Source organism: Ohtaekwangia sp., assembly GCF_036568665.1.
Taxonomy (GTDB): domain Bacteria; phylum Bacteroidota; class Bacteroidia; order Cytophagales; family Cyclobacteriaceae; genus Ohtaekwangia.
Map to the genome: position 1 here is coordinate 1 of NZ_DATCSD010000370.1, position 18388 is coordinate 18388.

The 18388-nt window shown below is 42.2% G+C and carries 20 protein-coding genes; 8 read left to right on the plus strand and 12 right to left on the minus strand.

Annotated elements, in window-relative coordinates; all coding sequences use genetic code 11:
• The 7 genes from VIN08_RS21180 to VIN08_RS21210 form a co-directional block, all read right to left on the minus strand.
• Positions 1-310, minus strand: a 310-nt coding sequence (locus VIN08_RS21180; protein WP_331969419.1) for an NAD(P)H-binding protein, incomplete at its 3' end; no start/stop codon positions are given.
• A 177-nt stretch (positions 311-487) separates the two neighbouring features.
• Entirely contained in the window at positions 488-1306 is an 819-nt protein-coding gene (locus VIN08_RS21185) for a type 1 glutamine amidotransferase domain-containing protein (RefSeq protein ID WP_331969421.1), read from the minus strand.
• Between the two features lie 31 nt (positions 1307-1337).
• Positions 1338-2108, minus strand: a complete 771-nt coding sequence (locus tag VIN08_RS21190) for a putative quinol monooxygenase (protein ID WP_331969423.1) — start codon at positions 2106-2108, stop codon at positions 1338-1340.
• A 5-nt stretch (positions 2109-2113) separates the two neighbouring features.
• Positions 2114-2926: an alpha/beta fold hydrolase gene (locus tag VIN08_RS21195; RefSeq protein WP_331969425.1), complete on the minus strand. Its 813-nt coding sequence runs from the start codon at positions 2924-2926 to the stop codon at positions 2114-2116.
• A 61-nt stretch (positions 2927-2987) separates the two neighbouring features.
• A complete protein-coding gene (locus tag VIN08_RS21200) occupies positions 2988-3554 on the minus strand; it encodes a hypothetical protein (protein WP_331969427.1) in 567 nt (188 codons plus the stop codon).
• A 32-nt stretch (positions 3555-3586) separates the two neighbouring features.
• Entirely contained in the window at positions 3587-4159 is a 573-nt protein-coding gene (locus VIN08_RS21205; protein WP_331969429.1) for a cupin domain-containing protein, read from the minus strand.
• Between the two features lie 9 nt (positions 4160-4168).
• Positions 4169-4393 carry a 2TM domain-containing protein gene (locus VIN08_RS21210; protein WP_331969431.1) on the minus strand — a complete coding sequence of 75 codons (225 nt, stop codon included), beginning with the start codon at positions 4391-4393 and terminating at the stop codon, positions 4169-4171.
• 258 nt (positions 4394-4651) lie between these two features.
• Between VIN08_RS21210 and VIN08_RS21215 the strand changes: the two genes are divergently transcribed.
• The 6 genes from VIN08_RS21215 (at position 4652) to VIN08_RS21240 (ending at position 13828) form a co-directional block, all read left to right on the plus strand.
• On the plus strand, positions 4652-8791 hold the full coding sequence (locus tag VIN08_RS21215) for a hybrid sensor histidine kinase/response regulator transcription factor (protein WP_331969433.1): 4140 nt from the start codon (positions 4652-4654) through the stop codon (positions 8789-8791).
• Between the two features lie 158 nt (positions 8792-8949).
• Complete coding sequence (locus VIN08_RS21220; RefSeq protein ID WP_331969435.1) at positions 8950-9372, plus strand: EthD family reductase; 423 nt, start codon at positions 8950-8952, stop codon at positions 9370-9372.
• A gap of 143 nt (positions 9373-9515) precedes the next feature.
• Complete coding sequence (locus tag VIN08_RS21225; RefSeq protein ID WP_331969437.1) at positions 9516-10406, plus strand: hypothetical protein; 891 nt, start codon at positions 9516-9518, stop codon at positions 10404-10406.
• A 153-nt stretch (positions 10407-10559) separates the two neighbouring features.
• Positions 10560-12944, plus strand: a complete 2385-nt coding sequence (locus VIN08_RS21230) for an ABC transporter permease (protein WP_331969439.1) — start codon at positions 10560-10562, stop codon at positions 12942-12944.
• Between the two features lie 93 nt (positions 12945-13037).
• Positions 13038-13367, plus strand: coding sequence for a metalloregulator ArsR/SmtB family transcription factor (locus VIN08_RS21235; protein ID WP_331969441.1), 330 nt, complete (start codon positions 13038-13040; stop codon positions 13365-13367).
• The gene (locus tag VIN08_RS21240; RefSeq protein ID WP_331969443.1) at positions 13364-13828 is read left to right on the plus strand and encodes an SRPBCC family protein; all 465 of its coding nucleotides are present in this window, start codon (positions 13364-13366) and stop codon (positions 13826-13828) included. The genes VIN08_RS21235 and VIN08_RS21240 overlap by 4 nt, the downstream gene beginning before the upstream one ends.
• 49 nt (positions 13829-13877) lie before the next feature.
• Here the strand turns inward: VIN08_RS21240 and VIN08_RS21245 are convergent, their stop codons facing one another.
• Genes VIN08_RS21245 through VIN08_RS21265 form a run of 5 tightly spaced genes read right to left on the minus strand, consistent with a single transcriptional unit; the run spans position 13878 to position 16288 of the window.
• Positions 13878-14444: a DUF4256 domain-containing protein gene (locus VIN08_RS21245; RefSeq protein ID WP_331969445.1), complete on the minus strand. Its 567-nt coding sequence runs from the start codon at positions 14442-14444 to the stop codon at positions 13878-13880.
• A 60-nt stretch (positions 14445-14504) separates the two neighbouring features.
• Complete coding sequence (locus VIN08_RS21250) at positions 14505-15092, minus strand: YdeI/OmpD-associated family protein (protein WP_331969447.1); 588 nt, start codon at positions 15090-15092, stop codon at positions 14505-14507.
• A 12-nt stretch (positions 15093-15104) separates the two neighbouring features.
• Positions 15105-15485, minus strand: a complete 381-nt coding sequence (locus tag VIN08_RS21255; RefSeq protein ID WP_331969449.1) for a DoxX family protein — start codon at positions 15483-15485, stop codon at positions 15105-15107.
• Positions 15486-15492: 7 nt separating this feature from the next.
• Positions 15493-15957 carry an SRPBCC domain-containing protein gene (locus VIN08_RS21260; protein ID WP_331969451.1) on the minus strand — a complete coding sequence of 155 codons (465 nt, stop codon included), beginning with the start codon at positions 15955-15957 and terminating at the stop codon, positions 15493-15495.
• A gap of 7 nt (positions 15958-15964) precedes the next feature.
• Positions 15965-16288, minus strand: a complete 324-nt coding sequence (locus VIN08_RS21265; RefSeq protein ID WP_331969453.1) for a metalloregulator ArsR/SmtB family transcription factor — start codon at positions 16286-16288, stop codon at positions 15965-15967.
• A 244-nt stretch (positions 16289-16532) separates the two neighbouring features.
• Here VIN08_RS21265 and VIN08_RS21270 point away from each other — a divergent pair, with 244 nt between their 5' ends.
• Together VIN08_RS21270 and VIN08_RS21275 are read left to right on the plus strand one after the other, a co-directional pair.
• Positions 16533-17282 (plus strand): NADPH-dependent F420 reductase, encoded by a 750-nt coding sequence (locus VIN08_RS21270; protein WP_331969456.1) that lies wholly within the window; start codon positions 16533-16535, stop codon positions 17280-17282.
• Between the two features lie 157 nt (positions 17283-17439).
• Positions 17440-18111: a heavy metal transporter gene (locus VIN08_RS21275; protein WP_331969459.1), complete on the plus strand. Its 672-nt coding sequence runs from the start codon at positions 17440-17442 to the stop codon at positions 18109-18111.
• The last annotated feature ends 277 nt before the right edge of the window (positions 18112-18388 follow it).

Consider the following 18388-nt stretch of genomic DNA (forward strand, 5'->3'; position numbering starts at 1 on the left):
GCACTCCGTTTCGTTTGGCAATCTCTGCAAATCTTGCCGGGATCTGAAAATCAATCTCCCATTGCCGGTCTTTGGAGCCCGCTGTTTTCAACGTTGTGCCCAGACAGGAGAAGAGAATGTCACCGTTAATCATTGATGACACCTCTTGCAGATTGTTAAAATTGGTTACAACAACAGAGAGTTTAGGGTGCTCTATATTCAAGGATTTACGAACGAAGGCAACTACTTCCGTATAGTCTTTGTTCTCGAGCAAAACATTGATAAGATCTTTACCCGTTGCTCCTGTTGCTCCGATAATTAATGCTTTCATGTCTCCTTAATCATTGGTATAGATCTGTTTCTTTCAGCCGTATACTTATTGATTATCTGTTAAACGCAAGTAGAAATTGCTTTCAGGCTTTCCGTCATCCGGACTTTTTACTTCAACATTCGTTAATCGATATTTCTTGTTCGATATTCAATTCCGTAATTCGTTAATAGAAATTTTCTAACGCCTAGCTATCAACCAGTTTTCAACAGCTCTTGAAAAATCAGACACATCAATCGGGTGTCTGCTGGTGATCAGGTTTCCATCAACAACCACCGCTTGTTCCAGCACCGTGCCACCCGCATTCTTCAGATCAACCTGAATGTTCCAATAGCCTGTGAGTTTTCTTCCTTTCAGAATATCAGCTGAGGCCAACACTACTGGCGCATGACAGATCGCTGCGATCAGTTTACCTGACTTGTTGAAATCCTGAATGAACCTGATTACATCTTTGTCGAACCGGAGGTTATCGGGATTCCATGCACCACCCGGTATAAACACTGCATCATAGTCGTTCACTTTGATCTGGTCTGCTGTACGATCGAATTTGATCCAGCCCACAGGTTGTAAGTACTGAATCGCCATGATATGTGTTTTAGACATTTCAGGATACTGCAGTCCATAGCGTTCAGGAGCGGGTACAAACTTCGGTGCTACGATATCTACTTTTGCACCGAGTTGTCTGAAATACCAAACCGGACCAAGCAGTTCTATTTCTTCAAAGCCATCGGCAGCGATAACAGCGATCTTCTTTCCTTTCAATATAGTTGAATCCTTTATCGGAGTAAAAAAGAAAGAACGCAATGCCTCGTTGCCAGGAGCATTGAGCAATTGAGAAACAGGCATGTTTACTACCACGGCCGGAGAACCTAATTGATTCAATACTTTCAGCTCGTGATCATTTACTGTTGTTGCTTTTACTTTCACCTGCGCTTGTGTTTGAAATAAAGTAAAGAGAGCAACTATACCCGTCAGGATAAATTGATTTATTGTTTTCATTGGTTTCATTTTTTGATCTGATCAATAACTACTAGTGGTGTTCATCCGCAGAGACATTTAGCGGAACGAGTCGATGCAAACCAGCCTGGAAGGGCGGCTTCTTAATGCTCGTGTTCAGATAGTCGAGCACAGGTTGTATAGGAGGAAAATTCAGATGGTATTTAAAGGCATCTTCATTTCTGAATTTTTCATAAGTAACAAATTGAGTCACATCATCCAGAGATTGCGATAGCCCATACGTGATGACGCCCGGTTCGCTTCTGAATTTTGGCATCGCTATATCATATACCTGCATGAAGGTTGCCTCGGTGCCAGGTTTGCTATCTACAAAAAGCATAATCACAATGGGCGTATCATCTTTAGCAGGAGCCCTGCGCCACGCAGTCTTTGAAAGTGGCGCAAGGTCTTTCAGGTAATATACTTTTACCGACTCGCCAAACGCGGTCTTTGTCAACCTCATCGTCTCCCTCACCTGAGCGCGTTGGGAGAACTCGTTGTAGTTGACCTGGCTATTCCAGCGCTCCAGCACCCATAACACGGAGGTCTGTTCCTCTTCCTGGAAAACCTCTGCCATAATATTGTTCTCATCGGCAAGCGCCTGTTGCACATAAGTACTGAGCGCTTTACCAACCTGTCCTTTAACGTGAGGATGAATTTCATATCGGGTAATGACAACGTATACATCCTGAGCATTGGATTGCGCAGCAACTGATGTCGCATACATATCAAAAGCATTCACAAAGCATAGTGTCAGTACCAACGATATCATGATCGTGGTCCATACAGATGATTGGATTTTCATGTTTCCTATTTTGCAACCTTCAATAAGAGCTCCGACAGCTTGTGTGGCTGAGCAAGAAAAGGCGAGTGACTTGTGTTCACTTCGAGAACCGTTTTGATTCCCGCTGCGGCAATCATACGACCTTGCAACCCGGGTGAGATCACTACATCCTGCAGCGTCTTGATATATACTTTATCAACTGCTCCAAAATTCTCTTTGGTCAATGTTACTTTATTGGTAAAGGGAATAGCAGGCTCTGCACGATAATTGGTAACCACCAGATTCTTCACGGCTTCGGTGCCATCGTTGATAAACAGACTGGTGAGTTGTTCCTTCTTTACATCGAGTGTTAACTGATCTGCAGAAGGTACAAGGTTAGGTCCCAATTTAGAGTCAGGATCAGAGTAAGCCAGATCAGTAAGTGCCTGGCCACTCGCTGGAAGGAATGCACCAACGTAAACAAGTTTACTGATTTTACCGGGGGCATTCTCTGCTACATGCGTAATAACCATTCCCCCCATGCTATGTCCAACCAGTATAACTTTACCTTCTACACCTGACATCGATTCAATGACCTTGTCGCGATAAACATCCAGACTAAGCGTGTGCGTTGGTGTCTGATCTTTTCCGTGTCCGGGCAGTTCAACAATAATTACCTTTTGACCTTTCTTCTCCAGGTCATCACGAACAGCATCCCAGACATAGGGTGCCTGCCATGCACCATGTACTAACACATAGGTATTTGCTTTTGCACTGGCGTCATTTTTCTCAGTGGATGAAAACAGTGACATGGCAAAAACTGCCGATATCAACGACATAAGCGTGTACTCGTTAATCATAAATAGTAATGTTTGTTGGGTATATATTTGAAATAATTAGTCAGGGTGTGAACTCATCAGTTTATGAATTGTCCGGTGGCAGCACATCAAATCCATTCAGGATCATAGCGAGGAGGCTATAGCCACCAATGAGGAAGTATAACTCGGCAACCTCATCTCTTCCAAGAATCTGAATAGCGTAATGGTAAGTAGCATCAGAAACTATATGACCTCGTACCAATGTGCGCGCGATGTCGTGGGCAATTGCTTCCTGATCACTTAACCCTTCGGGGCGACCACCGGCAGCAAGCGTTGCAATACTGGCCAGCGATAATCCAAAGGCCGCTCCCATAATTTCATGTGCATAGAGCTCGAAGCGTGCACCGAAAGAAGCGCCTACTGTTAAGATGGCCACTTCACGTACTTTCTTATCGAGCTTCGCGTGGTTATCCAGCGAGCGTATAAAAGTCAGTGCAGGCACACCAAACTGCGGGTAATGCAACATGGGCGGGAATGGACCAATCAACGCGCCATCTTTATCAGTCATGGTTACCTGGCGCTGGCTTCCACCTACAAGTGCTGCAATGCCATCATGAACAAGGCGCAGTTCAGCATTAAGCTTTTCCGGCTTTATAGGGTTGATACGCATACGACAATGGTGATTAGTATATATCTCGATGATTAGGAAACTGGTTTTATGAATTGTCCATCGATGAGCACAAAGGCCATACGACATAATTTCCCGGAGCGATTGGCCCAGGCATGGTTGGTACCATTCTGTATTACAATGTCGCCCTGTGAGATCGTTGTCTCACCTTTATCCAGCACCAGTGTGATCTCGCCCTCGAGTACAATACCGTAATCAACTGTCTTGGTCTTATGCATGAGCGGATGTGGAGCACCAGCCTTTGATGTTGATGCGTGTTCACCGCCCATCGCTTTAAATTTTTCTGCAGCATCGGCTCCGCTTAATCTTCTTATCTCTTCTCCTTCCGGAGGAAAATCAATAACCCGGATACGTGTTCCGCTTTGAGGTGGTGCCAGCACTAATCCATTCTCATTATCCTCGAGTGGTTGATCGTAGATCAATGCCGGTGATTCAGAAGTATGCCATACTTCGATGAACGTTGGTCCGCCAGGTCCGCCAACAAGCTGCGTTCTGGTGGGTGGCGCATTGGAAGTGATAACAGCATTTCCATTTGCATCATGACCCGTCACGATGCGTCTGAATGTTTGTGATTGTGATGCCATCATGCTGTTGTATTAATTGTTTTTGTTCTTCCTGAAAACAAACACGCCCAGGTAGTGGAACAATACACCGATCGCCCATGCCGGAGTTGACCATAGAGGCCACGGATATGTAGTGCTGGTCAGATACCAGATCAGCCAGATGGCGGGAGTACCCAGCAGAAAAACAATGAGGTGAATCCTGAAGCCTTTTTTCATAGACTCAATAGACTGCGCAGTCAAATTTGTTTGATAACTCATAAGCGTAGAATTAAGGGGTTTAACAATTTTTTCTGATGTGTAAAGATTGAACTGATGTGCTGAAGACAGGGGCAAAAATTATATTGAAAAGGGGTGAAAAACGTCCTGAATTCTGATGCCTCGAGTTTTGAAAATCAGAAAGCCCTAATTTTAGGTAAGCATGCATGACCTCAATCCGTGAATGTTGCAGGTCAGGAGAAACATGTCTTTTACTTTCGATAAATTTATATACGTATACGCCTGACACTGGCAATTACTGTGAAGCGGATCTGGAATAAATACTCCCCTATATTTATTCTGTTCATATTCTGGATGAACAGTGGCAAGCTATACGCGCAGCCCGGAGTTGTGAACTTTAAGCATATCTCCTATCGCGATGGTCTTGTACAAAGTCCAATCACCGGGTTTCTTCAAGACGATCAGGGTTTCATCTGGTTCGGCAATTACAAAGGTCTTACACGTTATGATGGATATGAGTTCAAGACATTCCGACACCGTCTGTCTGACTCCACGAGCCTTAGTAACGATCGCTTGAATACTGTCTTCATGGACAGTGAGCATACCATTTGGATTGGCACCAGCAATGGATTGAATCGCCTTAACCGTGATCTCGAAACATTTGAATCTATTGACATCCGTCCGATCAAAGGAGGAACAAATTACATTTCATGTATAGCTGAAGATAGTCAGAGGAATCTTTGGATCGGGACTTCCGGTGGACTGAAGAGATTGAATAAAGTCACGAAGGTGCTTGAAGAAGCTTCATTGACAGAAGCTCTTTCGATTGGCAAGGAGCCTATATACTCCCTATATATAGATCGCCAGAAGAGCCTGTGGGTTGGATCGAAGAGTGGGCTGCACAAATTTGATCCGGTATCAAGAAAGATGGTTGACATGCCCGATACCATCAAGGCCAGCAGGTTAAGTCAGAACATAAGGATTGTTGTGATACGCCAGACAGCCAACGGCAACCTGTGGTTCGGCACCGAAAACTCCGGTGTCTTTCGCTACGACCAAGAAAGAAATGAAATCAAGTCATACGCATTCAGTGAAGACTGCTCCAATTGCCTGATGTCTGATTGGGTCAAAGATATACTGGTCTATGACGACAATACCTTGTGGATTGCAACACAGAATGGTATTAGTCAGCTGAACATCAGAAGCGATATATTTACCACGTATCAACACGATGCAACCAACAGCAATACACTCAGCGATAACATAGTACGAAGCCTGATGAAAGATCGCGCTTCGTGTGTGTGGGTAGGCACTTTCTCGGGTGGCATTGATTTCTTTTATCAGGGTAACTCAAACTTTACCAATATAGGTGAAGCTATTGGTACAAAGGGTCTTTTACATCCGCTGGTCAACGCACTGGTAGAAGATTCGGATGGTTCGCTATGGGTAGGTACATCCGGTGGTGGATTGACTCATATCAATCGACAAACAGATTCTTATATACATTACCCTGTAAAGGCTCCGCTTATTGGAAGAATTACAAATGGCGTGAAGTCGCTTGCTGTCGATAAAGAGAATCTGTGGATCGGCACCCTCGAAGGATTGAGTCTCCTGCAAAAGACGTCCGGAAAGATGGTACACTTTGATATACCTGGCCGCGGAAGACTGGGAGAAAAAATAATCCACGCTATATTACCGGATGACGATGGCGTGTGGCTTGGTACGAATGGTGGCGGACTAAAATTCTTTCGCAATGGTCAGACGCTTCTATCATACTTAAATGAAGGCAACGTTGAATTGCTTGCCGATAATTTTGTTACTGCGCTGATAAAGGATTCTGATAATACACTTTGGGTGGGCACGCAAAACGGCATTTCATATTACAACATTCAAAAGAAAACATTCACGAATAAATATAGGAAAGGTAAAGAAGCACCAGGCGAGATAAGTCATAATCACATAACAGCATTCTTTCTCGACTCAAAGCAACGAATGTGGGTGGGCACTGAAAGCGGCCTTAATTACTTTGACAACAAATCGAAACAATTTCATGTCGTTACCGATGTGTTGGGACTTCCCGATAACTTCATTCACGCAATTACCGAAGACAAGGATGAGAACTTATGGTTTAGTACTGACCAGGGAATCGTAAAATTATCGTTCAGCAAATTCAGTATTCCATTCGATCAACATGATTTACAGTTTACACGATACAAACTATCCGATGGATTATCGGGCAACCAGTTCTCCAATGCTTGCGGACTTACACTGCAATCTAAAGAGTTGGCATTTGCCGGAATGAACGGACTATCCATTTTCTCTCCCGATAAAATACTTACCAACACAAATCCCGCTACGATTGCATTGACAGAAATACTGGTAGACAATAAACCACTTCCCATCGGAAGCAAATCGCCCATAGAAAAATCACCGACACGTGTTGATAAGATGACTGTCAACTTTAATCACGGTCTTGTCAGTTTCAAATTCGCGGCATTGAATTATATCAATCCGCAAAAGAGTGAATATGCCATCAAACTTGTAGGGCTACGCGGTAATGATGCGTGGCAGCAAATCGGAAATCAGAGACTGGTAAGCTTTACCAATCTTCCTCCCGGGAGCTATAGCTTTCAGATCAAGGCATCCAACGATAATCAGCTATGGAGCGACCAGATCAGGGAAGTGAATTTAATTGTGCTGCCCCCCTGGTGGCGCACCTGGTGGGCTTATGCTGTTTATGTTTCGCTGGCTATAGTTATGATTATAGCGGTTCTCAGATTTTGGGAATATCGCAGACGCATGCGTGCCGATCTTCAGATGGAACATCTTCAGAACGAACGCCAACGCGAGTTGCATCAATTGAAGATGGATTTCTTTACGCACATCTCACATGAGATCCGAACACCGCTCACGCTTATTCTCGGCCCCGTTGAAAAACTGATTGACAGTTATTCCAATGAGCGAATCATTACGAAGCAACTTCAACTGGTGAGAAAGAACGCCTTGTTGCTGATGAAGCTCGTAAGCGAACTAATGGACTTTCGAAAAGCGGAAGAGGGACACATGAAGCTATATTTCTCTCCATACGACATCGTTCCCTTTTGCAAGAAGATCTTTGACTACTTCGAGGGGCTGGCCCACGACAAGAAAATTACGTATGAGTTTTTCAGTAATGATGAATCGATACTGGTATATATCGATCCTAATCAACTTGAAAAGGTGATCTTCAATCTTCTTTCAAATGCATTCAAGTTCACACCCAGCAATCGAAGGATTGCCCTTCATATGGAAAGCAACGATGAATGGGTATATATTAATGTAGTGGATAACGGTAAAGGCATCAGCAAAATTCACCAGGAGCACTTGTTCAAGAATTTCTTTCAGGCCGATGATTCGGGTAGACAAAGTATTGGAAGCGGAGTCGGGCTCGCGTTCTCGAAGATCATCGTTGAGCTTCATAAAGGAACGTTGCATTTCACGAGCAATACATGGACTGATGAAACTCCGGGAAGCACAACATTTACCGTATCGCTAAGGAAAGGGAAAGATCATCTTGATCAGGCACAGATTATTTCGAGATCAACCTATTCAGAAGAACCTGAAGACACTGATCCTAATTATGACTCAGCACCGAATGATGCGTTGCAATTCAGTTCAAGAACGAAAGGTAAACCGACTATACTGATTGCAGAGGACAACGATGATGTACGACAATTTATAGCGGACACCTTAAGACCGATGTATGACATCATTGAATTTACAAACGGATCGGATGCACTCTCTGCTATGGAACGCGACATACCCGATTTAATCATCAGCGATATTATGATGCCGGATACAGACGGACTTACTTTATGCAAGTCGGTAAAGTCATCTGAAAATACAAACCATATCCCGGTTATACTGCTTACAGCACGTTCATCAGTATGGCATCAGGTAGAAGGCTTGGCCTGTGGTGCAGACGCCTATATATCAAAGCCGTTCAATACGAGGATACTTGAACTTACTATAAAGAATCTTCTCACTGCCATGGAGATCATGCGCGAGAAGTTTTCGCAGCAGATGGTGCTTGAGTCTACCGGTAAGGTTTTAACTTCAAACTCACCTGAAGAGAAGTTCATTGTAAAACTCATGACCATAATCGATTCGAAAATGGAAGATCCCGAATTTGATGTTGATGTGCTGGTGAACGAAATCGGGATGAGCCGCTCTGTTCTGTATAAAAAAGTGCAGGCACTGACAAATTATTCCGTGGCAGACCTTATCAAAGAGATGCGTTTGAAAAAAGCCGCAGAACTCTTTAAGCAATCCACGATGACCGTGGCCGATGTAGCGTTTGCCGTTGGATTCAATGACCGGAAGTATTTTAGCAGGGAGTTCAGGAAGCAATACGAATTGTCTCCTTCGAAGTTTATAGAAGCCAATCACTCGAAAGATTGATGCGTCTGTCATTTCCACATTCCTAAAAATTGGTAAAAGTTTTTTCATCAAATCTGCTCAAGCCCATGTTCCTTGTGTTTATCGAGCTATATTTGATAACCGGTGTGTATGTATTGGCCGACTGGAAGAGATAAAATTTCACAACTAAAAAAATACAAATGAATTTCAAACTCATAACCTTGCTCGTGGTTCTGACCGCAAGCGTTGCTGCATTTGGTCAGGAAAAACATAAACCTAAAGATCACAATTCGGCCGTTGCTGAAAAAGGATTGATCAAAATATCGGTCATGTACCCATTTGCAGAAGGCAAGACCTTCAACATGGAGTATTATGAAACGAAGCACATGCCGATGGTTGCCGGTTATCTTGGCTCCAACCTCGTAAAATATACTATTGAAAAAGGAATTGCCAGCGGTATCCCTAACCAACCCTTGCCCTATATGGCTATCGGAACTTTCTATGTAAAGAACCTTGAAGAATATCAGGCAGCCGTTGCTCCGAACAGAGATGCTATAAGAGCCGACTTCGCGAATTATACAAATATAGCTCCGATCATTTTAGTTAGCGAGGTGGTGAAGTAACGTTGTTGTTCATCTGCGATCACTTTTGTTCGAAATAACAGTTGTTGATTAAAAGTTACTGCTATGGATTGGCGGTATATCTCGAAACCCGGCAATCTTGTTTTTATCGAACCAGCATAGTACATTCAACTAAATTTATAGTTATGAATGGGTACACTCTGTTAGCAGCCTTTTTGATCGGCATAAGATTGGCTTATGCACAATCATCTGATCCTAAATATTTTGATGAAGTTCCTCCCGGCTTAACTCCCAGGATTTTTGCCCCCGGAAAGATCTCAACCGAAAATGAGTTTGAATTTGGTGCTGTCTTCTCCACTAACCGAAATGAATTTTTCTATAGTGTGGAAATTAATGGCAAGACAGAAACCCGGATGATGAAATTTGAAAATGGAAAATGGAGTCAACCGGCTAAAATTCTTTTCCATGATATATATAGTTGCAATGATCCTTTTCTGACGCCTGACAATAAAAAGTTATTCTTTATTTCTGACCGACCACTGAACGGAACCGGTCCTAAAAAAGATTACGACATCTGGTATATAGAACGCCAAACCGGAAAATGGTCGGAACCTATAAATGCAGGGACGAATATCAACTCCGACAAGAATGAATATTATATCTCATTTACAAAGACCGGTAAAATGTACTTCTCATCCAACCGGCAAGACAATACCGGAAAGTATAATTATGACATCTATTCCTCTGAGATGAAAGACGGAGAATTTCAGCCGTCAAATAAACTTGGTGCCGGAGTAAATACATCGTTCTACGAAGCAGATGTATTTATAGCGCCTGATGAATCGTATATAGTATTTTCCGCTAACCACCCGGAAGGATTGGGCAATGGCGATCTCCATGTGAGCTTTCGAAATGAAGACGGAACCTGGACGCCATCAAAGAGCCTTGGCGATACTATCAATACAGAAACCGATGATTTCTGTCCTTATGTTAGTCCGGATGGTAAATATCTCTTTTATGCAAGCCGGAGAGATATCTATTGGGTATCGGCTGATGTGATCCGGAAATTGCGCTGAACTGCTACTTAAATTTCCTCCCTGCATTTTCCCTAGAAATATTTAGAGATGTGCGCTATTCTTCGGTAATTCCAGTTGCCAGTTCTTCATCTGAATCAGTTATACACTAAAGATCAATGACTGGCATATTTTGAATTGATAAATATAGTATACATGATTTTGACCAGCTTACGAATCGCCTTGCGTCATGCACGGAAATTTAAAACGTATTCATTGATCAACATAGGAGGATTGGCACTGGGGTTTGCTTCTTCTATTGCTATCCTTCATTTTGTATCGGGTGAATTCTCGTACGATACATTTCATCGTCTTCCCGACAATGTTTATCGCCTCAATACAGTAACACAAACGCCAACCGGAATACAAGTACAGGCTGCAGCGACACCTCTACTTGCTCCTACCCTCATGGCAGATATACCGGAAGTTGAAGCAGCCGTGCGATTGCGGCATGCCGATGATGTGCTGATCGAAATCGGTGAACAGAAATTTCATGAAACAAAAGTATTCTATGCCGACTCTAATTTTTTTAAAGTGCTGACTTTTCCTCTCGCACAAGGAAATCCCAACACTGTGTTGAAAGAAATAAATACCGCGGTTATAACAACAGCATTTGCCAGGAAATACTTCGGTGATCAGGACCCTGTAAATAAAACAATCAAAGTAGATAATAAACTCGTGCAAGTCAGTGGCGTAACGCTTCCCACTGGCAAATCGCATATTGATTTTGATATACTGGTCTCCTTCGAAACATTTACACCACCCAAAGGCGTTCCGGTCAGTCTTTCAAGCTGGGCCTGGACATCCTTTCCAACCTATATCCGGTTACGTGAAGGATCAAACGCAGCAAGTATAGAACAAAAATTTCCGGCATTTATCAGAAAGTATAGGTCACAGGAGGATGCCTCGAAAGTCAACTATCAACTGCAACCGATAAAAGATGTATATCTGCAATCACGCAACATTCTTGAACGCGATGGTATATCTGCCAAAGGAGATTATACCTATACTATAGGTCTTGCTGCCACCGCTGTTCTCATTATGGGTATAGCATGTTTTAACTTTGCTACTATATCCACGGCACTTTCTACCTACCGGGTAAAAGAAACAGGCATCAAGCGATCATTGGGATCAAGTCGATGGAGAATCTTTTCGCAATTTATTTTCGAATCGATATTTACCGCAGCCATCAGCCTGTTGCTGGGTATAATCATTCTTCAGGTAGGTATCACAAAACTCGAAAATCTTATTAACAGCAGCTTGTCGTTAACGATCGTCACACATCTTACCTGGCTTCCGCTATATATTGTAATTGTTCTCTTCACTGGCTGCCTGGGGGGTATATATCCTGCCATTTTCTTATCAGGGTTGAAACCGCAATTGGCGCTGAAAGCTACAAACGCTTTTCATTCGCGAAGTGGTAAGGTGTCGGTTAAGAAAGCAATTATAGTTTTCCAGTTCTTTGTAACAGCTGTGTTAATTGCCGGTAGCCTGAGCATCAAAAGACAAATGGATTTTATCCGGTCAAAGGATCTTGGGTATAACAAAGAGGGAATTATAGTACTTCACGTTCCTGACGAGCAAATGCGAAAGCTCTATTCGCCATTGAAAAATAAACTTTCCGGAAATACAAATGTTGTGGGTGTTTCTGCAAGCAGAGATCTCTTCGATGGTCAGCAGGGAGTTACGGATGTTGAAGAAGCGGGAAGTACAGAAGCCCCTCACATGCTAAGTATGTTTCGCATGTATCCTAATTTTATAGAGACGATGGGTATAGAACTGACGATGGGAAGAACGTTCACTGAGCCGTTTACCGACAGCAGTTCGTTTATACTGAACGAGGCTGCGGTAAAAATGCTTGGCTGGGATAAAAAGGATGTGATTGGTAAAAGACTCACCTCTTACAATCAAACGGGAGAAGTGATCGGAGTCGTGAAAGATTTTCATTTCACAAGTCTTCATTCAGCCATTGCTCCATTGATCATGCTGGTGCCCAAATCAAAAATCGAATACTTATATATACGGGTAACACCGGGCGATTTGAATAATACTATCTCCTCTCTCGAATCAGACTGGAAGTCCATAGCTCCTCATCTTCCATTCGACTATATTATCCTGGATGAGCATGTTGACCAAATGTATCGTCAGGATGAAAGGCTTGCTCAACTGGGCTTTATCTTCTGCGGATTGTCCATTGTTCTTGCTTGCCTCGGACTATACGGAATTATTTCATTGATGGCCGAAGCCCGGACGAAAGAAATAGGAATACGAAAAATTTTAGGAGCTTCCATATCAAAGATCACAGCTATGCTATCAGGAGAGTTTATACTATTGGTATTTATAGCCGCGATAATCGCCCTGCCTGCCTCTTACTATTTCCTGGATCATTGGCTCAATGATTTTGCTTACAGAATTAGTATGCCGATTGATATACTGGTCTCTTCTGTACTCTCATCCGCGGTGCTGGCAGTCTTTGCAGTCAGTTTCCGATCAATAAAAGCAGCCCTGGCAAATCCGATCGATTCTATCAAGAGCGAGTAACAATAATTCGACCAAGCAGAGTGCGTTAAAATTGGATAAATAATTATGTCGTTAAATGACGTCATGTTATATTTGTCGTCAAATGGCGACATTATGATATTAAGACGAGACATTTTTCAGGCAATTGCCGATCCTACCAGAAGATCTATACTGGTTCTTTTAGCATCACAAACCATTACCGCTGGCGCCATTGCCGATCACTTTGACGGAGCCCGGTCTACCATCTCCAAACATATACAAATACTAACCGAATGTGGTTTGGTGGAATCAAACCAGCAAGGCCGGGAAATATACTATCAGATCAAAATTGAACGAATGAAAGAGATTGATCTATGGCTGGATCAACTATTAAAAATCTGGGAACAACGCTTCGATCGTCTGGATCTGTATCTGGAAAAGCTTCAAAAAAATAAACGTTCATGAATATGGAAAAAAAGGAAAGCAGAGAAATTCGCATGACGAGATCATTCAAGGCTCCGATTGATCTTATGTGGGAAGTATGGACTAATCCGGAGCATATTGCCAACTGGTGGGGACCCAATGGTTTTACCAATACCATTCATACGATGAACTTCCAGGAAGGCGGTGAATGGACGTTGACGATGCACGGACCCGATGGAACCAATTATCCGAACAGAAGTATATTTAAGGAAATTATACCCTTTAAGAAAATTGTGTTCGAGCACTTCAATCCTCATTTCATCACTACAGTTCTTTTCGAATCAAAAGGTGAAGAGACACAGGTAGACTGGTCGATGGTATTTGATACAGCAGAGATGCGCGAGATCGTAGTAAAAGCTCACAAGGCAGAAGAAGGTCTGAAAGAGAACCTGGCGAAACTCGAGAACCATCTTTCAACGCAACTCCGGAAATCAAAAGCCTGAATATAGCCTTGCACTGAAAATCACTTCAGCTCAGAATATATAGCGAGACTTAAACTCTAAGTGCACCACGAAAACCTCTGGCTGCATAGTATGATTCTGCTCCGTTGTGATATACGAAAACATGGTCGTAACGGCGATCACAAAATATAGCGCCACCTAACTCTCTTATACCTGCAGGAGTTTGCACCCAGCTCGATGTTTTTGTATCGAACTCTCCAAGCTCCTGCAATTCCCTATATTGTTCTTCTGTTAAAATTGTAATTCCTATAGCAGCCGCCATTTCTATAGCACTGTTCTTCGGCTTATGTTCTTTCCTTGACTGCAGCGCTTCATCATCATAACAAAAACTTCTACGTCCTTTGGGGCTCTCCGCGGAGCAATCGTAAAAAATATACTCGCCTGTTTTCTTATCATAACCAACAACATCCGGTTCACCACCGGTTATTTCCATTTCACTAAGCGCCCCTAATTTATCAGGATTCGCATTCAGTTTCTCTTCTACCCTGTTCCATTCAATACCTTTATGTCGCTTCATATTTTTCTCAAAGCGGCTTTTTAATATATGGAGCAGTTCTTCGCGCTCTTCGGATGATAGTTTCCTTTTATTGCTTTTCATACTTTTATACTATATCTGTTGAACAAAATCGTCACGTTTATATTTATAGCACATAATATGCTATTCATCTTCTAACCCCTTGCCTTCGAGAATCTGCGGTATATATTTCTCTACTCTCGATTCGCGCGTTTTGGCTTGCTTCGCTTGTGAGAAGTAAAGAAGGTATCCTCTTTGCCGTCCCGGGGTGAGCGCATAAAAAGCTTTACTCAGAGCACGACTCTTATCCAATTTACGTTGAAACTCTTCGGGCATTGTAAATTCCTTCGTCTTTTTGAACTCCACTTTCAAGCCAGCTTCCTCCACTTCAACAGCTTCATAAATATAGGCCTTCAATGCGCCTTTCAGCTTTACTATCTCACGAACATCGGTAAACCGGATCTGACGTGCCGCCTGTACATTCTCCGTTTGCTGCACCAATATACCTTTGGTATCTTTTAGCAAAGCGCCTTTGAAAAACAGCAGTGCGCAGTATTCTTTAAACCCGTGGATCAATACTATATTTTTCTTTTCAAATATATAGCAAGGCTGTCCCCACTTCAATTCTTCTGTGAGCCCACAATCAAGAACAATCATTCTTAATGCTTCAAATTCTTTCTGCCAGTTTTTAGCTTTACTAAAAAACGAATCTACTTTAGGATTTGGGTTCATACTTTCTGTTTGTTAGTTAACGGAAATAACTTTTCTATCCGCAGGCCTGAAGTACCAGGATATAATCGTCAACACTATTAATAATGTAGGACCGAAAAATTCCTTGGCGCCATCCCCGCTGGCCAAGTGAGAAAGCACTGCGCCTGACATAGCAAAAAAGAAACCTGCATAAGCCCACTCTTTCAGCAAAGGGAATTTAGGAATAAGCACGGCTATAACTCCCAACAATTTCCAAACGCCCAGTATTATCAGAAAATAAAGTGGATAGCCGAGGTGCGTCATCATATCAACTTCTTCTTTTACCTGGAGCAATTGCACCACTCCGGTCGATACCATGCCTAATGCAAGCCAGATAGTAGCAATCCAATAGATAATCTTATTTCTCTTTGTCATAAGTATATTATTTTAATTTGTTAACGATGTCTTGTAATCGGGCATGTGCCATATTTATACCTTGCACAAAAGGCAGTTGCAGCACCTGGTCTCTGATAGCAACTGATCTATATACTACCTGCATGCTGAGTTTGCTGGTATCGTCTGTAAGTTTTTCAAATTCCAGAAACTCCAGTTGAGCATCAAAAGATGCGCTCTCCATTTCAAATGTCCGGGTGATTTTCCGATTCGGGATAAACTCATGAATGGTTCCGCTAAACCCATGCTTGTTTCCCTTCGGATCGGTTGTTACAAACTGGTAACTGCCATGTTTTTTACTTTCAAGCTTCAATACGCTGGTTCCCATCCATTGCTCAACAATCTCCGGGTCCGTATATGCCTGAAAAAGTAATTCCAGTGGTAAATCAAATTCTCTTGTAATGAATATTTCCTGTTTGCCTTCTTCGGCACTAACTTTTGTTTTGCGCTCCATGATATTCTTATTTTTTGGGTTTATACTTTTTCATAATGTTTTCCAGTTTGTTGAACCGGTCATCCCACATATTCCGGAATGGCTCAATGAAGTCTGCTATTTCTTTCATCTTCTTTGGGTTAAAGTGATAGTATATTTCTCTTCCCTTCAGCTCTTGCTTCAGTAACTCACACTCGGTAAGTATTTGTATATGTTTGGAAACAGTTTGTCTGGATGAATCAAACTTTTCCGCTATTGCACTGGGCGTCATGGCCTGCAGGGCAACCAAAGTAATTATCGCTCTCCGGGTAGGGTCAGCGATGGCCTGAAATACATCTCTTCGTAAATCCATTGCGCAGCTATTTGACTGCTAATATACGCGCAGTCATTTAACTGCGCGAATTTTTTCCGGACTTTTTTTTAAAATTTTTGAAAGCGTTTCAACATTTGTCCAAATTAACCCCGTAACGAAGTCCATCTTACCCCCATACGCACGCATATCCGCACAGTGGTTTCTTCTCTAAGAATAACATAGTCCTCGTTAGTATATATGTGTATATTAAAGACTGCAAAAACGAAATATGACTTTATCAAAAATGAAAATAGGAATTATTGGAGCCGGTGAGATGGGCGGAACATTGATACGACAATATACCCGGGCAGGTCACCAGGTAAAAATGACAAATGCCAGTGGGGCGGACAAGCTTAAAAGTTTAGCATTAGAGACTGGTGCTACTCCGGTTACACTATCAGACGTAGTTATAGATGTGGATGTAATCATCGTGAGTATACCGATGATAGCCATACTGAAATTACCTAGAGGCCTTTTTAAAAATACACTCACCAACACAACCATTGTTGATATCGGCAACTATTATCCTATCCGTGATGGTGTTATTAAAGATATGGAAGATGGAATGCCTGAAAGTGTCTGGGTTTCCAATCAACTTCAGCGACCTGTTATAAAGGCCTACAACAATATATTTTATCGATCGTTGGTAAATGCTGGTACTGCGAAAGGCACTTCCTCACGGATAGCACTGCCTGTTGCAGGAGATGATCAGCGATCAAAAGATCTTGTTTCTGTGTTGATTAATGATAGCGGATTTGACTCTTTCGATTATGGAACACTGCAGGATTCCTGGAGACAACAGCCGGGAAGTCCGGCATATTGTACTGATCTGACTCTGCCTCAGCTGAAAAAATCTATCACAAGGGCAAAGAAGGAATTGTTACCGGAAAGACGTGAACTCGGGCTTAAATATATATTGAAGCACAATCCTGAATTATGGCAGGATAATGTCAAATACAATCGGGAGATTTACGAAAGTGATCTGACTATATAGATCAGGTCCTCCTCCAACGTGTTCTCTACCTGCTAATGGCACAATTCCACTGATAAATAGCCACTTACAACAGTTATATAACGTAAAAGCTGTTCTTAAAAGCTATTTTTTCAGTATACTCGCGCTTGAATTATTTTGACAATATATAACAGCGCAAATGGGAAAGATTATACGACCAACCTATCCGAAGGAATTTAGTATAGGGCTTTTAATACTGATTTTTGTTTTATCATTTTTTTTATCCACACAGATTTTCAATGTGTCGTGGCGTGAACTGATGGAGGGTACCAATGTATACCTAGGCATGTTCCTGGTGAGTACAGCTGTTCTTATTATGGTATTGATTCTTTGGGAAGAGCTTTTATTCCCCGTAAAAGTTAAAACCACCAATGATGGCGTGATCTTCAGAAATCACAGAACAAAATTAAAAACACAATTTCTTATCTACTTCGCTATTCCTGTTCTCTTCGCGATTGTATATCTCAAGTTTGAAGTTAATCTAGTTCGCTTCATTGTGTGGACTGCCGTGTGTACCCTTGCACCGGTTGTTATAAAATTCATCTCCGGAATAAACAATTACAATGACTTTCTGAAGCTGACGAATGATACTATCGAATACAAAAACAATAAAGAAGCAGGAACTTTCAGTCTGAAAGATATACAGCACCTCACGCTCGTAAGAGATCAAAAAGTGCTTCATAAAATTCAGGTATCACTGACCAACAACAGCCAGGTAATTATTGATTTGGATGAAATGGAGCTTGCAGCGTTTCTGGAGTCCATTGATAAGTTTATCACCAGTCACTATAAAACGCTCGTGAAGAGTTAATAAAGTATATATAGGTACGGATAAAACTATCCGTGCCTCTCTATCAAAAAAGAAAATCATTTCTGTTTATTAGGGCAACACCGTAACAATAACGCTTATACCCAACCAGCGCTGGTGTATCCTTCACTTGTAAAATGAATGGTCTGCGGTTTGTCAACCATCGGAGCGGTTACAGGCAAGTCGTACAGGTTTGATGCGTAAGTCTGAAGCTTACTATACCTGTATACGTTCCGGCTTCTCTGTATTGAAACTATAGATAGCTCATGTTTGTGTGAAT

What these genes read in the sequence shown, in the direction of transcription:
- VIN08_RS21185 (WP_331969421.1), bottom strand. Translation starts at nt 1,306, where the DNA reads ATGAAAACAATAAATCAATTTATCCTGACGGGTATAGTTGCTCTCTTT.
- VIN08_RS21275 (WP_331969459.1), top strand. Translation starts at nt 17,440, where the DNA reads ATGGGAAAGATTATACGACCAACCTATCCGAAGGAATTTAGTATAGGG.
- VIN08_RS21255 (WP_331969449.1), bottom strand. Translation starts at nt 15,485, where the DNA reads ATGACAAAGAGAAATAAGATTATCTATTGGATTGCTACTATCTGGCTT.
- VIN08_RS21265 (WP_331969453.1), bottom strand. Translation starts at nt 16,288, where the DNA reads ATGGATTTACGAAGAGATGTATTTCAGGCCATCGCTGACCCTACCCGG.
- VIN08_RS21270 (WP_331969456.1), top strand. Translation starts at nt 16,533, where the DNA reads ATGAAAATAGGAATTATTGGAGCCGGTGAGATGGGCGGAACATTGATA.
- VIN08_RS21235 (WP_331969441.1), top strand. Translation starts at nt 13,038, where the DNA reads ATGATATTAAGACGAGACATTTTTCAGGCAATTGCCGATCCTACCAGA.
- VIN08_RS21250 (WP_331969447.1), bottom strand. Translation starts at nt 15,092, where the DNA reads ATGAACCCAAATCCTAAAGTAGATTCGTTTTTTAGTAAAGCTAAAAAC.
- VIN08_RS21205 (WP_331969429.1), bottom strand. Translation starts at nt 4,159, where the DNA reads ATGATGGCATCACAATCACAAACATTCAGACGCATCGTGACGGGTCAT.
- VIN08_RS21230 (WP_331969439.1), top strand. Translation starts at nt 10,560, where the DNA reads ATGATTTTGACCAGCTTACGAATCGCCTTGCGTCATGCACGGAAATTT.
- VIN08_RS21210 (WP_331969431.1), bottom strand. Translation starts at nt 4,393, where the DNA reads ATGAGTTATCAAACAAATTTGACTGCGCAGTCTATTGAGTCTATGAAA.
- VIN08_RS21225 (WP_331969437.1), top strand. Translation starts at nt 9,516, where the DNA reads ATGAATGGGTACACTCTGTTAGCAGCCTTTTTGATCGGCATAAGATTG.
- VIN08_RS21245 (WP_331969445.1), bottom strand. Translation starts at nt 14,444, where the DNA reads ATGAAAAGCAATAAAAGGAAACTATCATCCGAAGAGCGCGAAGAACTG.
- VIN08_RS21195 (WP_331969425.1), bottom strand. Translation starts at nt 2,926, where the DNA reads ATGATTAACGAGTACACGCTTATGTCGTTGATATCGGCAGTTTTTGCC.
- VIN08_RS21240 (WP_331969443.1), top strand. Translation starts at nt 13,364, where the DNA reads ATGAATATGGAAAAAAAGGAAAGCAGAGAAATTCGCATGACGAGATCA.
- VIN08_RS21200 (WP_331969427.1), bottom strand. Translation starts at nt 3,554, where the DNA reads ATGCGTATCAACCCTATAAAGCCGGAAAAGCTTAATGCTGAACTGCGC.
- VIN08_RS21190 (WP_331969423.1), bottom strand. Translation starts at nt 2,108, where the DNA reads ATGAAAATCCAATCATCTGTATGGACCACGATCATGATATCGTTGGTA.
- VIN08_RS21220 (WP_331969435.1), top strand. Translation starts at nt 8,950, where the DNA reads ATGAATTTCAAACTCATAACCTTGCTCGTGGTTCTGACCGCAAGCGTT.
- VIN08_RS21260 (WP_331969451.1), bottom strand. Translation starts at nt 15,957, where the DNA reads ATGGAGCGCAAAACAAAAGTTAGTGCCGAAGAAGGCAAACAGGAAATA.